At 57.6% G+C, this 13,242-nt stretch carries 11 protein-coding genes; 1 reads left to right on the top strand and 10 read right to left on the bottom strand.

Annotation, left to right across the window (positions count from 1 at the left end; genetic code table 11):
• Window positions 1-41 precede the first annotated feature (41 nt).
• A complete protein-coding gene (locus tag HVX72_RS06950; RefSeq protein ID WP_181822831.1) occupies window positions 42-1,052 on the top strand; it encodes a chemotaxis protein in 1,011 nt (336 codons plus the stop codon).
• Window positions 1,053-1,130: 78 nt separating this feature from the next.
• Here HVX72_RS06950 and nuoN read toward each other — a convergent pair whose 3' ends face one another.
• The 10 genes from nuoN to nuoE all read right to left on the bottom strand — a co-directional run bounded on the left by nuoN (window position 1,131) and on the right by nuoE (window position 13,240).
• Window positions 1,131-2,588, bottom strand: coding sequence for an NADH-quinone oxidoreductase subunit NuoN (nuoN, locus tag HVX72_RS06945; protein WP_042290665.1), 1,458 nt, complete (start codon window positions 2,586-2,588; stop codon window positions 1,131-1,133).
• Between the two features lie 6 nt (window positions 2,589-2,594).
• Window positions 2,595-4,124 carry an NADH-quinone oxidoreductase subunit M gene (nuoM, locus tag HVX72_RS06940; RefSeq protein ID WP_042290666.1) on the bottom strand — a complete coding sequence of 510 codons (1,530 nt, stop codon included), beginning with the start codon at window positions 4,122-4,124 and terminating at the stop codon, window positions 2,595-2,597.
• A gap of 291 nt (window positions 4,125-4,415) precedes the next feature.
• Window positions 4,416-6,257 (bottom strand): NADH-quinone oxidoreductase subunit L, encoded by a 1,842-nt coding sequence (gene nuoL / locus HVX72_RS06935; protein ID WP_181822830.1) that lies wholly within the window; start codon window positions 6,255-6,257, stop codon window positions 4,416-4,418.
• Entirely contained in the window at window positions 6,254-6,556 is a 303-nt protein-coding gene (nuoK, locus tag HVX72_RS06930; protein ID WP_000612644.1) for an NADH-quinone oxidoreductase subunit NuoK, read from the bottom strand. The genes nuoL and nuoK overlap by 4 nt, the downstream gene beginning before the upstream one ends.
• On the bottom strand, window positions 6,553-7,107 hold the full coding sequence (gene nuoJ, locus HVX72_RS06925) for an NADH-quinone oxidoreductase subunit J (protein ID WP_042290671.1): 555 nt from the start codon (window positions 7,105-7,107) through the stop codon (window positions 6,553-6,555). The genes nuoK and nuoJ overlap by 4 nt, the downstream gene beginning before the upstream one ends.
• A gap of 11 nt (window positions 7,108-7,118) precedes the next feature.
• Entirely contained in the window at window positions 7,119-7,661 is a 543-nt protein-coding gene (gene nuoI / locus HVX72_RS06920) for an NADH-quinone oxidoreductase subunit NuoI (protein WP_042290673.1), read from the bottom strand.
• A 14-nt stretch (window positions 7,662-7,675) separates the two neighbouring features.
• Window positions 7,676-8,653: an NADH-quinone oxidoreductase subunit NuoH gene (gene nuoH, locus HVX72_RS06915; protein WP_042290675.1), complete on the bottom strand. Its 978-nt coding sequence runs from the start codon at window positions 8,651-8,653 to the stop codon at window positions 7,676-7,678.
• Window positions 8,650-11,376, bottom strand: a complete 2,727-nt coding sequence (gene nuoG, locus HVX72_RS06910; protein WP_060570110.1) for an NADH-quinone oxidoreductase subunit NuoG — start codon at window positions 11,374-11,376, stop codon at window positions 8,650-8,652. The genes nuoH and nuoG overlap by 4 nt, the downstream gene beginning before the upstream one ends.
• Before the next feature lie 29 nt (window positions 11,377-11,405).
• A complete protein-coding gene (gene nuoF, locus HVX72_RS06905) occupies window positions 11,406-12,743 on the bottom strand; it encodes an NADH-quinone oxidoreductase subunit NuoF (RefSeq protein WP_181822829.1) in 1,338 nt (445 codons plus the stop codon).
• Window positions 12,740-13,240: an NADH-quinone oxidoreductase subunit NuoE gene (gene nuoE, locus HVX72_RS06900; protein ID WP_012131493.1), complete on the bottom strand. Its 501-nt coding sequence runs from the start codon at window positions 13,238-13,240 to the stop codon at window positions 12,740-12,742. The genes nuoF and nuoE overlap by 4 nt, the downstream gene beginning before the upstream one ends.
• Window positions 13,241-13,242 lie beyond the last annotated feature (2 nt).

The raw sequence follows: 13,242 nt of genomic DNA, 5'->3' as shown, positions 1-13,242 counted from the left end.
GCCGATAACAGTAAAAAGGCAGTATTCACACTGAGGACAGAATGGACAATTTCCAGAAAGATATCGATGACAGGGCGAATCTCACCCTGTCCAACCGCTTTGAGCTGCTGCTGTTTCGTTTGGGAACCTCCCTGCACGAGCAAAAGTCTGAGCTGTTTGGCATTAACGTCTTTAAGTTGCGAGAAATTGTGCCAATGCCGACGTTTACGCGTCCGGCAGGCATGAAGGCGCCGCTGCTGGGGATGGTGAATATTCGCGATCAGGTGATCCCGGTGATCGACCTCCCCGCCGTCGCCGGGTGTCAACCGGAAAAAGGGTTGAATATCCTGCTGATCACTGAATACGCCCGCAGCGTCCAGGCCTTCGCCGTCGAGTCAGTGGAAAACATCATGCGTCTGGACTGGCAGCAGGTGCATACCGCCGAGAAAGCGGTAAATGGACGTTACATCACCAGTATCGCCTGCCTGGACGAGGACAAAGAGACCAACAACCTGGCGCTGGTGCTGGACGTTGAGCAGATCCTGTATGACATCGTGCCCGCAAACCATGACCTACGCGCCACGGAACTGAAAACCAGTAAATTCAACATTACCCCCGGAGCGGTGGCCATTGTCGCCGAAGACTCTCGCGTGGCCCGGGCGATGCTGGAAAAGGGCTTGAACGCAATGGACATTCCGCACCAGATGCACGTTACCGGAAAAGATGCGTGGGAGAAAATCCAGCACCTGGCGAAAGAGGCCGAAGCGGAAGGCAAAGCCATCAGCGAAAAAATCGCCCTGGTGCTTACCGACCTGGAAATGCCAGAGATGGACGGATTCACCCTTACCCGTAAGATTAAAACCGATGAACGCCTGAAGCACATTCCAGTGGTGATCCACTCCTCTTTGTCTGGCAGCGCCAACGAAGATCACGTACGCAAAGTGAAAGCTGACGGCTATGTGGCGAAGTTTGAAATCAACGAGCTGTCATCAGTTATTCAGGAAGTGATGACGCGCGCGGTGAACAGAATTGACGGCCCGCTGGTGAGCAGACAGCTGTTAAGCGGATCCTAATAACGCCAGAGAGGCTGGGCGTTATGCCAGCCCACAAAAAAACCCGCCGAAGCGGGTTTTTTTAGGTCTGCGTTTCGCTTACATCAGCGGCATCGCTAACTGCACAATGCTGATCAGCGGCTGCGGCCAGACGCCGAGCACCAGCACCAGCAACGCGGAGATCAGCACCACAATGCCGCCCGCGCTGTACTGCCAGTTCGACGGCGCATCGCGGTTAAGCTGCTGCGGCGCGCTCAGGTACAGGCTGACCGCAACGCGCAGGTAGTAGTACAAACCAATCGCGGAACCGACCACCACGGCGGCAACCAGCCACCACAGGCTGGCCTGCACGCCGACCGCCAGCACGTAGAACTTGCCGATAAAGCCGAGCGTCATCGGAATACCCGCCAGCGACAGCATCATTACCGTCATGACCGCGGCGAGAACAGGACGATGCCAGAACAGACCGCGATAGGAGAACAGTGAGTCAGCATCCGGCCCACGGTACGGGCTGGACATCAGACTGACCACACCAAACGCGCCAAGGCTGCTAAAGAGATAGCCGGCCAGGTAGACGCCTACCGCTTCCATCGACATCTCGCCGCTCTGCAGGGCAATCAGCGCCACCAGCAGATAGCCGAGGTGAGAGATGGAGGAGTAACCGAGCAGACGCTTAATGTTGGTCTGGCTCAGCGCCATCAGGTTACCGAAGATGATGGAGGCAAAGGCGATAATGCCCAGCACCACGCGTACCGCTTCGCTGTCCCCTACTGGCGCATAGAGGAACAAACGCATCACCACACCGAAGATAGCGATTTTGCTCGCCGTCGCCAGGAAGGTCGATACCGGCGCAGGCGCGCCCTGGTAGACGTCAGGCGTCCACAGGTGGAACGGCACCAGGGACAGTTTAAAGCCGAGGCCGACAATCATCATCCCGAAGCCCGCCAGCAACAGCGGTTCGCTCAGCATACCGTCGCCGAGGCTCTTGCCGAGGGCCACGAACGACAGGTTGCCGGACTGTGCGTACACCAGCGCCATACCAAACAGCAGGAAGGAAGACGCGGCGGCGGACAGGATAGTGTATTTGATACTGGCTTCCAGCGAGCGCTTCTGGCGGAAGGCATAGCCTACCAGACCAAACAGCGGCAGGGAGATCAGTTCGATACCGAGGAACAGCGCGGCCAGATGGTTAGCGTTCGCCAGCAGGATCCCGCCCAGAGCGGCAATCAGCACCAGCAGGTAGAACTCTTCCCGGTTGTCGTCATAGCCTTCCAGCCACGGGTAGGCAAACGTACAGGTCGCCAGGCTCGCCAGCAGAACCAGCCCGGTGTAGAGCATGGCGAAACCGTCAACCCGCATCAGCGGCGTGACGTCCATGGCGCCCGCCTGGCCAACAAACCAGAGCGAAACCAGCGCAGCGTTAAGCCCAATGACCGACAGCGTGGCATTGAGAAAGTGATTGCGTCGCCACGCAATGGAGAGCATCACAACCACCACCGTCAAGCCGACGATCAGCAGCGGTAGCAGCGCAATCAGGTGTTGTGGAGTTATTGTCATGGCGATTTACGGCCTTGTAGTAGAAACGGAATTAACAAACCACTGCTGGATGTTGCTCATCGCGGAATGCGACGTATCCAGAATCGGCTGCGGATAGAAGCCAAGCAGTACCAGAAGCACGACCAGCAACAGGATGATAAACAGCTCGCGCAGCGACATCCCTGCCAGTTCCTGATTCGCAATCTGGCTTTTCGCCTTACCGAAGTAGGCGCGATGCAGCATCGCCAGCGAATAAACAGAGGCAAACACCAGACCAAAGGTGGAGATGACGGTGATCACCGGAACAACCTGGTAGCTGCCGAACAGGATCATAAATTCACCGACGAAGTTACCGGTGCCAGGCATACCCAGCGTTGCCACTGCGAAGAACATCGACAGCGCAGGCAGCCACTTCATTTTGCCCCACAGGCCGCCCATCATGCGCATATCACGCGTATGCAGACGTTCGTACAGCTGGCCGCAAAGGATAAACAGCCCCGCCGCGGACAGACCGTGCGCGATCATCTGGATCACCGCCCCCTGGTACGCCAGCTGGCTGCCGGTGTAGATAGCAATCAGCACGAAGCCCATATGGGAGACGGAGGTGTAGGCAATCAGACGCTTGATGTCGTACTGGGTAAACGCCATCCACGCACCGTAGAAGATGCCGATCACACCCAGCCACATGGCAATCGGCGCGAACTCCGCAGAGGCGTTCGGAAACAGCGGCAGAGAGAAACGCAGCAAACCGTAGGCCGCGGTTTTCAGCAGAATCCCCGCAAGGTCAACGGAACCGGCGGTCGGCGCCTGAGAGTGCGCATCCGGCAGCCAGCCGTGCAGCGGAACCACCGGCATTTTCACCGCGAAGGCGATGAAGAAGCCCAGCATCAGCAAGTATTCGACGCCGTGGGACATCGGGGTATTCAGCAACGCTTCATAGTTGAAGGTCCAGACGCCGGTTGCATTGTAATGCACGAACACCAGCGCCAGGATCGCAATCAGCATCACCAGACCGCTCGCCTGGGTGTAAATGAAGAACTTGGTTGCCGCCGTGATACGCGTTTTACCGTCGGACGCCTTATGGCCCCACAGCGCGATCAGGAAGTACATCGGCACCAGCATCATTTCCCAGAAGAAGAAGAACAGGAACATGTCGATGGCGAGGAACACGCCGATCACACCGCCCAGGATCCACATCAGGTTCAGGTGGAAGAAGCCCTGGTATTTTTCGATTTCTCGCCAGGAGCAAAGTACCGCCAGAACGCCGAGCAGGCCGGTCAGCACCACCATCAGCAGCGACAGACCGTCGATAGCCAGATGAATAGAGATGCCAAAGCGCGGGATCCACGGCAGGACAAATTCAGACTGCCACTGCGGAATGCCAGCGGATTGCGTCAGTGAATAGCCGCCCTGCAACCACAGCTGCAGGCCAAGCGCAAGCGTCAGTCCCATGGTGATCAGCGCGATCCAGCGCGGCACCTTCACGCCAAAGCGTTCGGTCTGCCAGCACAGAAACCCACCAATGAAGGGAATAAGTATTAGCCAGGGTAATAACATGGCAGTATTTGTTCCTTGTTTAAGTCCGGTTCAGGCTATCTTGCTCGTCATAGCGACGCCGGCTGTGCTCGCAATCCTCACGTACTCAAGTACCCTTCGGTTGCTGTGCGCAGGCGGTGTCCACTCTGACTTCGCCGATAACGCCTGTCCTGTCGGACCTGATTTTCAACGAATTTCAACAAATTCACGTTTGAGTGCGGTTTGTTGTGTCGGGTGGCGCTTTGCTTACCCGACCTACGGTCTTGTAGGCCCGGTAAGCGCAGCGCCACCGGGCAAAACCGCGATCTCAAATCAACGTAAAACCATCAACAACGCCAGCACCACAACCGCACCGATGCTCATGGATGCCACATACCAGCGCAGATAGCCGTTCTCGCTGAACAGCAGGCCTTTACCTGCAAAGCGGGAAAGGATTGCCGGTACGTTCATCAGCGCATTCAGCGGATCGCGCTTCAGCAGCCAGGCCACACCAAGGAACGGCTTCACGAACACGTTGTCGTACAGCCAGTCAAAGCCCCAGGCGTTGTACCACCAGGTGCCCAGCAGACGGCCCGGCGCACTGTTGGCGATGGACGTCACCAGCGTGCGTTTGCCCAGCCACAGCCATGCGGCAATCAGGATGCCCGCGATCGCCACGACACCAGAGGTAATTTCCAGCGTCATTACGCGGCCATGTTCAAGTTCGGTAGTCTGCGGCAGAACCCCCTGCAGCGGCGGCACAATCAGCGCGCCGACAAAGGTGGACAGCACCATCAGGACAATCAGCGGCAGATGGTGGGTGATCCCCTTCCCTGCATGTGCGTGAATTTGTTCTTTACCGTGGAATACGATGAAAATCATTCGGAAGGTATACAGAGAGGTCATGAATGCACCGACCAGACCTGCCACCATCAGATTGATATGACCGTTCGCCATCGCGCCAGCCAGAATCTCATCCTTACTGAAGAAGCCTGCGGTCACCAGCGGCAGCGCCGACAGCGCCGCGCCGCCCACCAGGAAGCAGAGATACACCAGCGGAATGGACTTACGCAGGCCGCCCATCTTGAAGATGTTCTGTTCATGATGGCAGGCCAGGATAACGGAGCCAGACGCCAGGAACAGCAGCGCTTTAAAGAAGGCGTGCGTCATCAGGTGGAAAATCGCCGCATCCCACGCCTGCACGCCGAGCGCCAGGAACATGTAGCCAATCTGACTCATGGTGGAGTATGCCAGCACACGTTTGATGTCGGTTTGCACCAGCGCGGCGAAACCGGCCATCACCAGCGTGATTGCGCCCACGATCCCAACCAGATGCAGGATTTCTGGGGTCATCAGGAACAGGCCGTGCGTACGTGCGATCAGATAGACGCCGGCGGTAACCATGGTCGCGGCGTGGATCAGCGCGGAGACAGGCGTCGGGCCAGCCATCGCGTCGGCAAGCCAGGTCTGCAACGGCAGCTGTGCGGATTTCCCTACCGCTCCCCCCAGCAACATCAGTGTCGCCCAGGTCAGCATGTTGTTGCCCGCGTCGAAATGCGCTGGCGCCAGTTCAACCATTTCGCGGAAGTTCAGGGTACCCAGCTCGTTGTAGAGGATGAACAGCGCGAAGGCGAGGAATACGTCACCCACGCGGGTCACGACGAACGCTTTCATCGCCGCGGCGCCATTCTTCGGATCGCTGTAATAGAAGCCGATCAGTAAGTAAGAGCACAGGCCCACGCCTTCCCAGCCGAGGTACATCAACAGCAGGTTATCGGACAGCACCAGAACAACCATGCTGGCGATAAACAGGTTGGTGTAGGCGAAGAAGCGGGAGTAACCCTCTTCGCCGCGCATGTACCAGGAAGCGAACATGTGGATCAGGAAACCCACGCCGGTAACCACGGAAAGCATGGTCAGCGACAGGCCGTCCAGCACCAGGTTGAAGCCGATATTGAAATCACCGACCGACATCCACGTCCACAGCGGCTGGCTGTACGCCTGCTTGCCGTTCGCGAAGAAGTCCATACCGACAAACGCGGTCACCAGCGCCGCCAGACCGATGGAGCCAACGCCCACGGTCGCGGAGAGATTTTCCGACCAGCGTCCGCGAGAGAACGCCAGCAGTACAAAGCCAATCAATGGCAGAATAATGGTTAAGGCAAGCATGTTCATCCACGCATCTCACTTACTGAATCGATGTTCAGGTTCTGGCGACGGCGATGAAGTTGCAACAGCAGCGCAAGGCCGATGCTCGCTTCAGCCGCCGCAAGGCTGATGGCGAGAATGTACATCACCTGACCATCGGTCTGGCCCCAGTAGCTTCCGGCGACCACAAAAGCCAGCGCGGAAGCGTTGATCATGATCTCCAGCCCAATCAGCATAAACAGCAGATTGCGGCGGATAACCAGACCGGTTAAGCCCAGAACAAATAAGATTGCCGCGAGGATCAGTCCGTGTTGTAAGGGGATCATGCGTGCTCCTCCGTTTTTCTTTTCGCGCTGTCGTCCTTACGGTTGCTCAGCACTTCCCCGGCGCGTTCTTCACGCCCCACGTGGAAAGCGACAACCAGACCGGCCAGCAGTAGCATAGACGCCAGCTCCACCGCCAGAACGTAAGGTCCGAACAGGGTGATACCGACGGCTTTCGCGCTAATCGGCTCACCGTCAATGCCCTGGTCGTTAACGCCAAGAATGGCGTAGACAATCACCACCAGCATGATGGCCGACAGAACCGCCGGGCCAATCCACACCTGCGGCTTCAGCCATTGGCGTTCCTGTTCAATTTCAGACCCGCCCAGGTTGAGCATCATCACCACGAACACGAACAGCACCATGATGGCGCCCGCGTAGACGATGATTTCCAGCGCACCGGCGAAGTAAGCGCCCAGCGAGAAGAACACCCCGGAAATCGCCAGCAGCGAAATAATCAGGTACAGCAGCGCATGCACCGGATTGGTATGGGTGATCACTCGCAAGGTTGCGAGAATGGCTATCAGGCCACAGATATAAAAAGCGAACTCCATTGCCCCTCTCCTTACGGTAACAGGCTCTTGACGTCGATAGGCTTAGCTTCGTTTTCCGCTTCGCCCTTATCTTTGCCGTCGATTGCCATACCTGCCATCCGGTAGAAGTTATATTCCGGATATTTACCCGGACCGGAGATCAGCAGATCCTCTTTCTCGAAAACCAGATCCTGGCGCTTATACTCACCCAGTTCAAAGTCCGGGGTAAGCTGGATCGCCGTTGTCGGACAGGCTTCCTCGCACAGACCGCAGAAGATGCAGCGTGAGAAGTTGATACGGAAAAACTCCGGATACCAGCGACCGTCTTTGGTCTCCGCTTTTTGCAGAGAAATACAGCCTACCGGGCACGCTACCGCACACAGGTTACAGGCAACGCAGCGCTCTTCGCCGTCCGGGTCGCGCGTCAGGACGATACGACCACGAAAACGGGGCGGCAGGTAGACCGGCTCTTCCGGATACATCTTTGTTTCGCGTTTTGCGAACGCATGCAGGCCGATCATCCAGATACTGCGTACCTGGGTGCCGAAACCTACTAACAACTCTTTTAAGGTCATGGTCTTAGTGCCCCTTATTGCGCCTGCCAGAGAATGACAGCCGCCGTTACCAGCAAGTTGATGAGCGTCAGCGGCAGGCAGATTTTCCAGCCGAAGGACATTACCTGGTCATAACGCGGACGCGGCAACGACGCACGAATCAAAATGAACATCATCATGAAGAACGCGGTTTTCAGCGCGAACCAGATGAATGGCGGTAAGAACGGGCCTTGCCAGCCGCCGAAGAACAGGGTAACCATCAGCGCGGAAATGGTGACGATACCGATGTACTCACCCACAAAGAACAGACCGAACTTCATGCCGGAATATTCAATGTGGTAACCATCGGCCAGTTCCTGCTCGGCTTCCGGCTGGTCAAACGGGTGACGGTGACACACTGCCACGCCCGCGATAGCGAAGGTGACAAAACCAAAGAACTGCGGGATAACGTTCCAGATGTCAGCCTGGTTGTTCACAATGTCGGTCATGTTGAACGATCCGGCCTGCGCCACCACGCCCATCAGGGACAGTCCGAGGAACACTTCATAGCTCAGCGTTTGCGCAGAGGCGCGCATCGCGCCGAGCAGCGAGTATTTGTTATTGCTCGACCAACCGGCGAACAACACCGCATACACCGCCAGACCCGCCATCATCAGGAAAAACAGGATGCCGATGTTCAGGTCCGCAACCACCCAACCCGGGCTAACCGGCACAATCGCGAAGGCCAGCAGCAGCGAGGTAAAGGCGATCATTGGCGCCAGCGTAAAGATGACGCGATCCGAGAATTTCGGGATCCAGTCCTCTTTAAAGAACATCTTGATCATGTCCGCCACCAGCTGGAGCGAACCGCCCCAGCCGACGCGGTTTGGTCCATAACGGTTCTGGAACAGACCCAGCAGGCGACGTTCGCCAAAGCTCATGAAGGCCCCGCAGGTCACCACGACCAGCAGGATCACCACCGCTTTGAGGATCGTCAGCAGGATATCGATCAAATCCGGTGTAATCCAACTCATTGTTGTGCCTCCTGCAGATCCTCAAGATGCGCACCGGCCAGCACTGGCGCAATGCCTGGCATACCCATCGGCAGACCGACCTGCCCTGCCGTTAACCCTTCCGCGATTTCAACCGGCAGCGTCACCGTGTTGCCATCGTAGCTAAAGGAGACGCGGGTACCGGCATTGACGCCCAGCTTCGCGGCATCGGCCGGGTTGAGCTTGATGTACGGCTGCGGCATCCGGCTCTGGAACACCGGCGCACGCTGGGACAGCTCGTCGCTACCAAACAGATGGTAGTACGGCGCGATACGCCACTGACCGTCCTGCGGCTGGAAGCTCGCCGGAACGGTGGTGAAATAATCCAGCCCCCCTTCGGACGCTTCAATCAAACGCACGCCCGGATCGCCGTGACGCAGTTTACCGCCCACTTCATCCTGGAACTTGTTCCACGCCTGTGGCGAGTTCCAGCCTGGCGCCCAGGCAAACGGAATCTGTGAACGCGGCGCCGACGGCTGGTTGTTCCCTTCCATTGAGAAGGCGAACATGGTGTCTTTATCCTGCGGCTGACGTGGCTCATGCACGCTGATATTGGCGCGCATCGCGGTACGACCGCTATAGCGGTGCGGTTCACGGGCCAGTTTCTGACCGCGAATGCGGAAAGAAGCATCCGGCGCGGCGTCTTTAATACCGGCCAGCTCTGGCATCGCGGCCACGACGGCGTCAATGACGTGGTCAAGCTGCGTCCAGTCGACCTGGCGGTTCTGCACGGTGCTGTGCAGCGAGTGTAGCCAGCGCCAGCTTTCCAGCATCACGGCGTTGCTGTCATAGTACGCCGGGTCATAAACCTGGAAGAAACGCTGTGCGCGGCCTTCGTTGTTAATGACCGTACCGTCGCTTTCAGCAAAGCTGGCGGCGGAAAGGACCAGATGGGCGTTTTCCATGATCGCGGTGCGTTGATGGTCAACCACCATCACCAGCGGCGCTTTTGCCAGCGCAGCGTTAACGCGGGTGGCGGAAGCATGACGATGCAGATCGTTTTCCAGCACCACGACAGCGTCAGCACGCCCGGTTTCCAGCTCGGTCAGCGCGTCGTCAAGCGAACCCCCGCCCATAATGCCGAGACCCATACTGTTTACGGAACGGGCAATCATGGTGATACCGACATCCGCGCCGCGACCTTTCAGCGCTTTCGCGACGTTAGCCGCCGCCTGGATCACGTCACTGCTCCCGGCGTTGGTGCCAGAGATAATCAGGGGTTTTTTCGCGCCAGCCAGAGCCTGAACAATCACGTCGATTTTGCTTTTCAGGTCGCTGCTCAGACCGTCCACCGCAGGCGCGGCGGCGTCGAGCGCATGGGCGATGGCAAAGCCCAAACGCGCCTGGTCTTCTACCGGCGCGCGGTAGGTCCATGCGGCAATATCGTCCAGACGAGTGTTGTCGACGTTGGTGACGAACAGCGGATGTTTAGCGCGCTGGCCAATGTTAAGGATTGCCGCAATCTGCCAGTCAGCCACTTTCTGCGCCGCCGCCATTTCGCGCGCTTTCCCTTTCACCGCCTGACGAACCGCCAGCGCAACGCGCGCGCCGGTCTGGGTGATGTCTTCACCGAGCACCAGCACGGCGTCGTAAGATTCGATATCGCGCAGCGCAGGGGTATGAACGCCGCTTTCACGCAGCACTTTTAGCGCCAGTTGCAGACGTTCTTGTTCCGACTGCGCGATTCCGGTGTAGAAGTTTTCCGCACCAACCAACTCACGCAGCGCAAAGTTGCTTTCCACGCTGGCGCGCGGAGACCCGATCCCAATGACTTTCTTCGACTGACGTAGAATATCCGCCGCGCCCTGCATGGCCTGTTCGGCATTGAGGGTAATCAGATCGTTTCCACGACGCTGTACCGGCTGACGCGGACGATCTTTCAGATTGACGTAGCCATAGCCGAAACGACCGCGGTCGCAGAGGAAATAGTGGTTCACGGTACCGTTGTAACGGTTTTCGATACGGCGGAGTTCGCCGTAGCGTTCACCCGGGCTGGTGTTACAACCAATAGAGCACTGCTGGCAGATGCTCGGGGCAAACTGCATATCCCATTTACGGTTATAACGCTCGGAGTGCGTTTTATCGGTAAAGACGCCGGTCGGACAGATTTCCACCAGGTTACCGGAGAACTCGCTTTCCAGTACGCCATCTTCCGGGCGACCAAAGTAGACGTTGTCGTGCGCGCCATACACGCCCAGATCCGTACCGTCCGCATAGTCTTTGTAGTAACGAACACAGCGATAGCAGGCGATGCAGCGGTTCATTTCGTGAGAGATGAACGGCCCCAGATCCTGGTTACGGTGCGTACGTTTAGTGAAACGGTAACGACGGAAGCTGTGGCCGGTCATCACGGTCATATCCTGAAGGTGGCAGTTCCCCCCTTCCTCACAGACCGGACAGTCGTGCGGGTGGTTGGTCATTAACCACTCCACCACGCTTTCGCGGAACTGTTTCGCTTCTTCGTCGTCAATAGAAATAAAGGTGCCGTCGGAGGCCGGTGTCATACAGGACATGACCAGGCGACCACGCGTGTCTTCCGCGTTCTGGTATTGCTTCACCGCACACTGGCGGCAAGCACCGACGCTTCCCAGCGCCGGGTGCCAGCAAAAGTACGGAATATCAAGGCCGAGAGACAGACACGCTTCAAGCAGGTTGTCCGCTCCGTTCACCTCATATTCTTTGCCGTCTACATGAATCGTAGCCATTAGCATGCTTCCAAATTAAAAAATTTAACTCACCAACGCTCTTTCAGCAGGTTCGGCTGAATACCACCAATTCCGTGGGTATTGCTGAACGGCTGCTTGATGCCAGCTTCGAATTCTTCGCGGAAATATTTAATTGCGCTCTGCAGCGGTTCCACCGCGCCCGGTGCGTGTGCACAGAAGGTTTTACCCGGGCCCAGGAACCGACACAGTTGCTCAAGCGTCTCGATATCCCCCGGCTGGCCTTCGCTACGCTCCAGCGCGCGCAGAATTTTTACGCTCCACGGTAACCCATCGCGACACGGCGTACACCAGCCGCAGGACTCACGGGCAAAGAACTCTTCCAGGTTGCGCACCAGCGACACCATGCCAATTTCATGGTCCACCGCCATCGCCAGCGCCGTCCCCAGACGGCTGCCTGCTTTACCGATACTTTCGAACTCCATCGGCAGGTCGAGATGCGCTTCGGTCAGGAAGTCAGTTCCCGCGCCGCCAGGCTGCCAGGCTTTGAATTTCAGGCCATCGCGCATACCGCCCGCATAATCCTCAAGGATCTCACGCGCGGTAGTGCCAAACGGCAGTTCCCACAGGCCTGGATTTTTCACGCGACCGGAAAAGCCCATCAGCTTGGTGCCAGCGTCTTTGCTCTTCGAAATGTTCTGATACCACTCAACGCCGTTAGCGAGAATCGCCGGGACGTTACACAGCGTTTCAACGTTGTTCACGCAGGTCGGCTTGCCCCAGACGCCAGAGGTCGCCGGGAATGGCGGCTTGGAACGCGGGTTCGCGCGGCGGCCTTCGAGGGAGTTAATCAGCGCGGTCTCTTCACCGCAGATGTAGCGCCCTGCCCCGGTGTGCACAAACAGTTCGAAGTCAAAACCGGTGCCCATGATATTTTTGCCGAGCAGACCGGCTTCGGTTGCCTCGGCAATGGCGCGACGCAGGTGAACCGCCGCTTCAATATATTCACCGCGCAGGAAGATGTAGCCACGGTACGCTTTCAGCGCAAACGCGGAGATCAGCATGCCTTCCACCAACAGGTGCGGCAGTTGTTCCATCAGCAGACGGTCTTTATAGGTGCCCGGCTCCATTTCGTCAGCGTTACACAGCAGGTAACGGATGTTCATGGATTCGTCTTTCGGCATCAGGCTCCATTTCAGGCCGGTAGAAAAGCCCGCGCCGCCGCGCCCCTTCAGGCCAGCGTCTTTCACCTGGTTGACGATCTCGTCCGGAGACAGACCGGTCAGCGCCTTACGCGCGCCTTCGTAACCGTTTTTGCTACGGTATTCGTCCAGCCAAACCGGCTGTTTATCATCACGCAGACGCCAGGTCAGCGGATGCGTTTCGGGAGTACGGATAATGTTTTTCATTTATACCGCTCCAGCAGTTCTGGAATCGCTTCCGGGGTCAGATGGCTGTGAGTGTCCTCATCAATCATCATGTTCGGCCCTTTATCGCAGTTCCCCAGGCAACAGGTCGGCAGCAGGGTGAAGCGACCATCGAACGTGGTTTGCCCCGGCTTGATGTTGAGTTTTTTCTCCAGCGCCGCCTGGATCCCCTGGTAACCGGTAATGTGACATACCACGCTGTCGCAATAGCGGATCACGTGTCGGCCAACCGGCTGGCGGAAGATCTGGCTGTAAAACGTCGCCACGCCTTCGACATCGCTCGCCGGGATCCCCAGTACGTCGGCGATCGCGTAGATCGCGCCGTCCGGCACCCAGCCACGCTGTTTCTGGACGATTTTCAGCGCTTCAATGGACGCCGCACGCGGGTCTTCGTAGTGGTGCTTTTCGTGCTCAATCGCCTCACGCTCTGCCGCACTCAGCTCAAAAGCCTCGGTTTGTGGTTGTTGATTCTCGTGCATAA

Origin of the sequence: Citrobacter sp. RHB21-C05 (genome assembly GCF_013889015.1) — a bacterium.
Classification (GTDB): domain Bacteria; phylum Pseudomonadota; class Gammaproteobacteria; order Enterobacterales; family Enterobacteriaceae; genus Citrobacter_A; species Citrobacter_A sedlakii.
Note: the sequence above shows the minus strand (reverse complement) of the source record. Positions and strands in the feature narration are given on the sequence as shown.

Excerpts from the sequence above, each read along its gene's own strand:
- HVX72_RS06950 (WP_181822831.1), top strand. The coding sequence starts at position 42 with ATGGACAATTTCCAGAAAGATATCGATGACAGGGCGAATCTCACCCTG.
- nuoN (WP_042290665.1), bottom strand. The coding sequence starts at position 2,588 with ATGACAATAACTCCACAACACCTGATTGCGCTGCTACCGCTGCTGATC.
- nuoM (WP_042290666.1), bottom strand. The coding sequence starts at position 4,124 with ATGTTATTACCCTGGCTAATACTTATTCCCTTCATTGGTGGGTTTCTG.
- nuoL (WP_181822830.1), bottom strand. The coding sequence starts at position 6,257 with ATGAACATGCTTGCCTTAACCATTATTCTGCCATTGATTGGCTTTGTA.
- nuoK (WP_000612644.1), bottom strand. The coding sequence starts at position 6,556 with ATGATCCCCTTACAACACGGACTGATCCTCGCGGCAATCTTATTTGTT.
- nuoJ (WP_042290671.1), bottom strand. The coding sequence starts at position 7,107 with ATGGAGTTCGCTTTTTATATCTGTGGCCTGATAGCCATTCTCGCAACC.
- nuoI (WP_042290673.1), bottom strand. The coding sequence starts at position 7,661 with ATGACCTTAAAAGAGTTGTTAGTAGGTTTCGGCACCCAGGTACGCAGT.
- nuoH (WP_042290675.1), bottom strand. The coding sequence starts at position 8,653 with ATGAGTTGGATTACACCGGATTTGATCGATATCCTGCTGACGATCCTC.
- nuoG (WP_060570110.1), bottom strand. The coding sequence starts at position 11,376 with ATGGCTACGATTCATGTAGACGGCAAAGAATATGAGGTGAACGGAGCG.
- nuoF (WP_181822829.1), bottom strand. The coding sequence starts at position 12,743 with ATGAAAAACATTATCCGTACTCCCGAAACGCATCCGCTGACCTGGCGT.
- nuoE (WP_012131493.1), bottom strand. The coding sequence starts at position 13,240 with ATGCACGAGAATCAACAACCACAAACCGAGGCTTTTGAGCTGAGTGCG.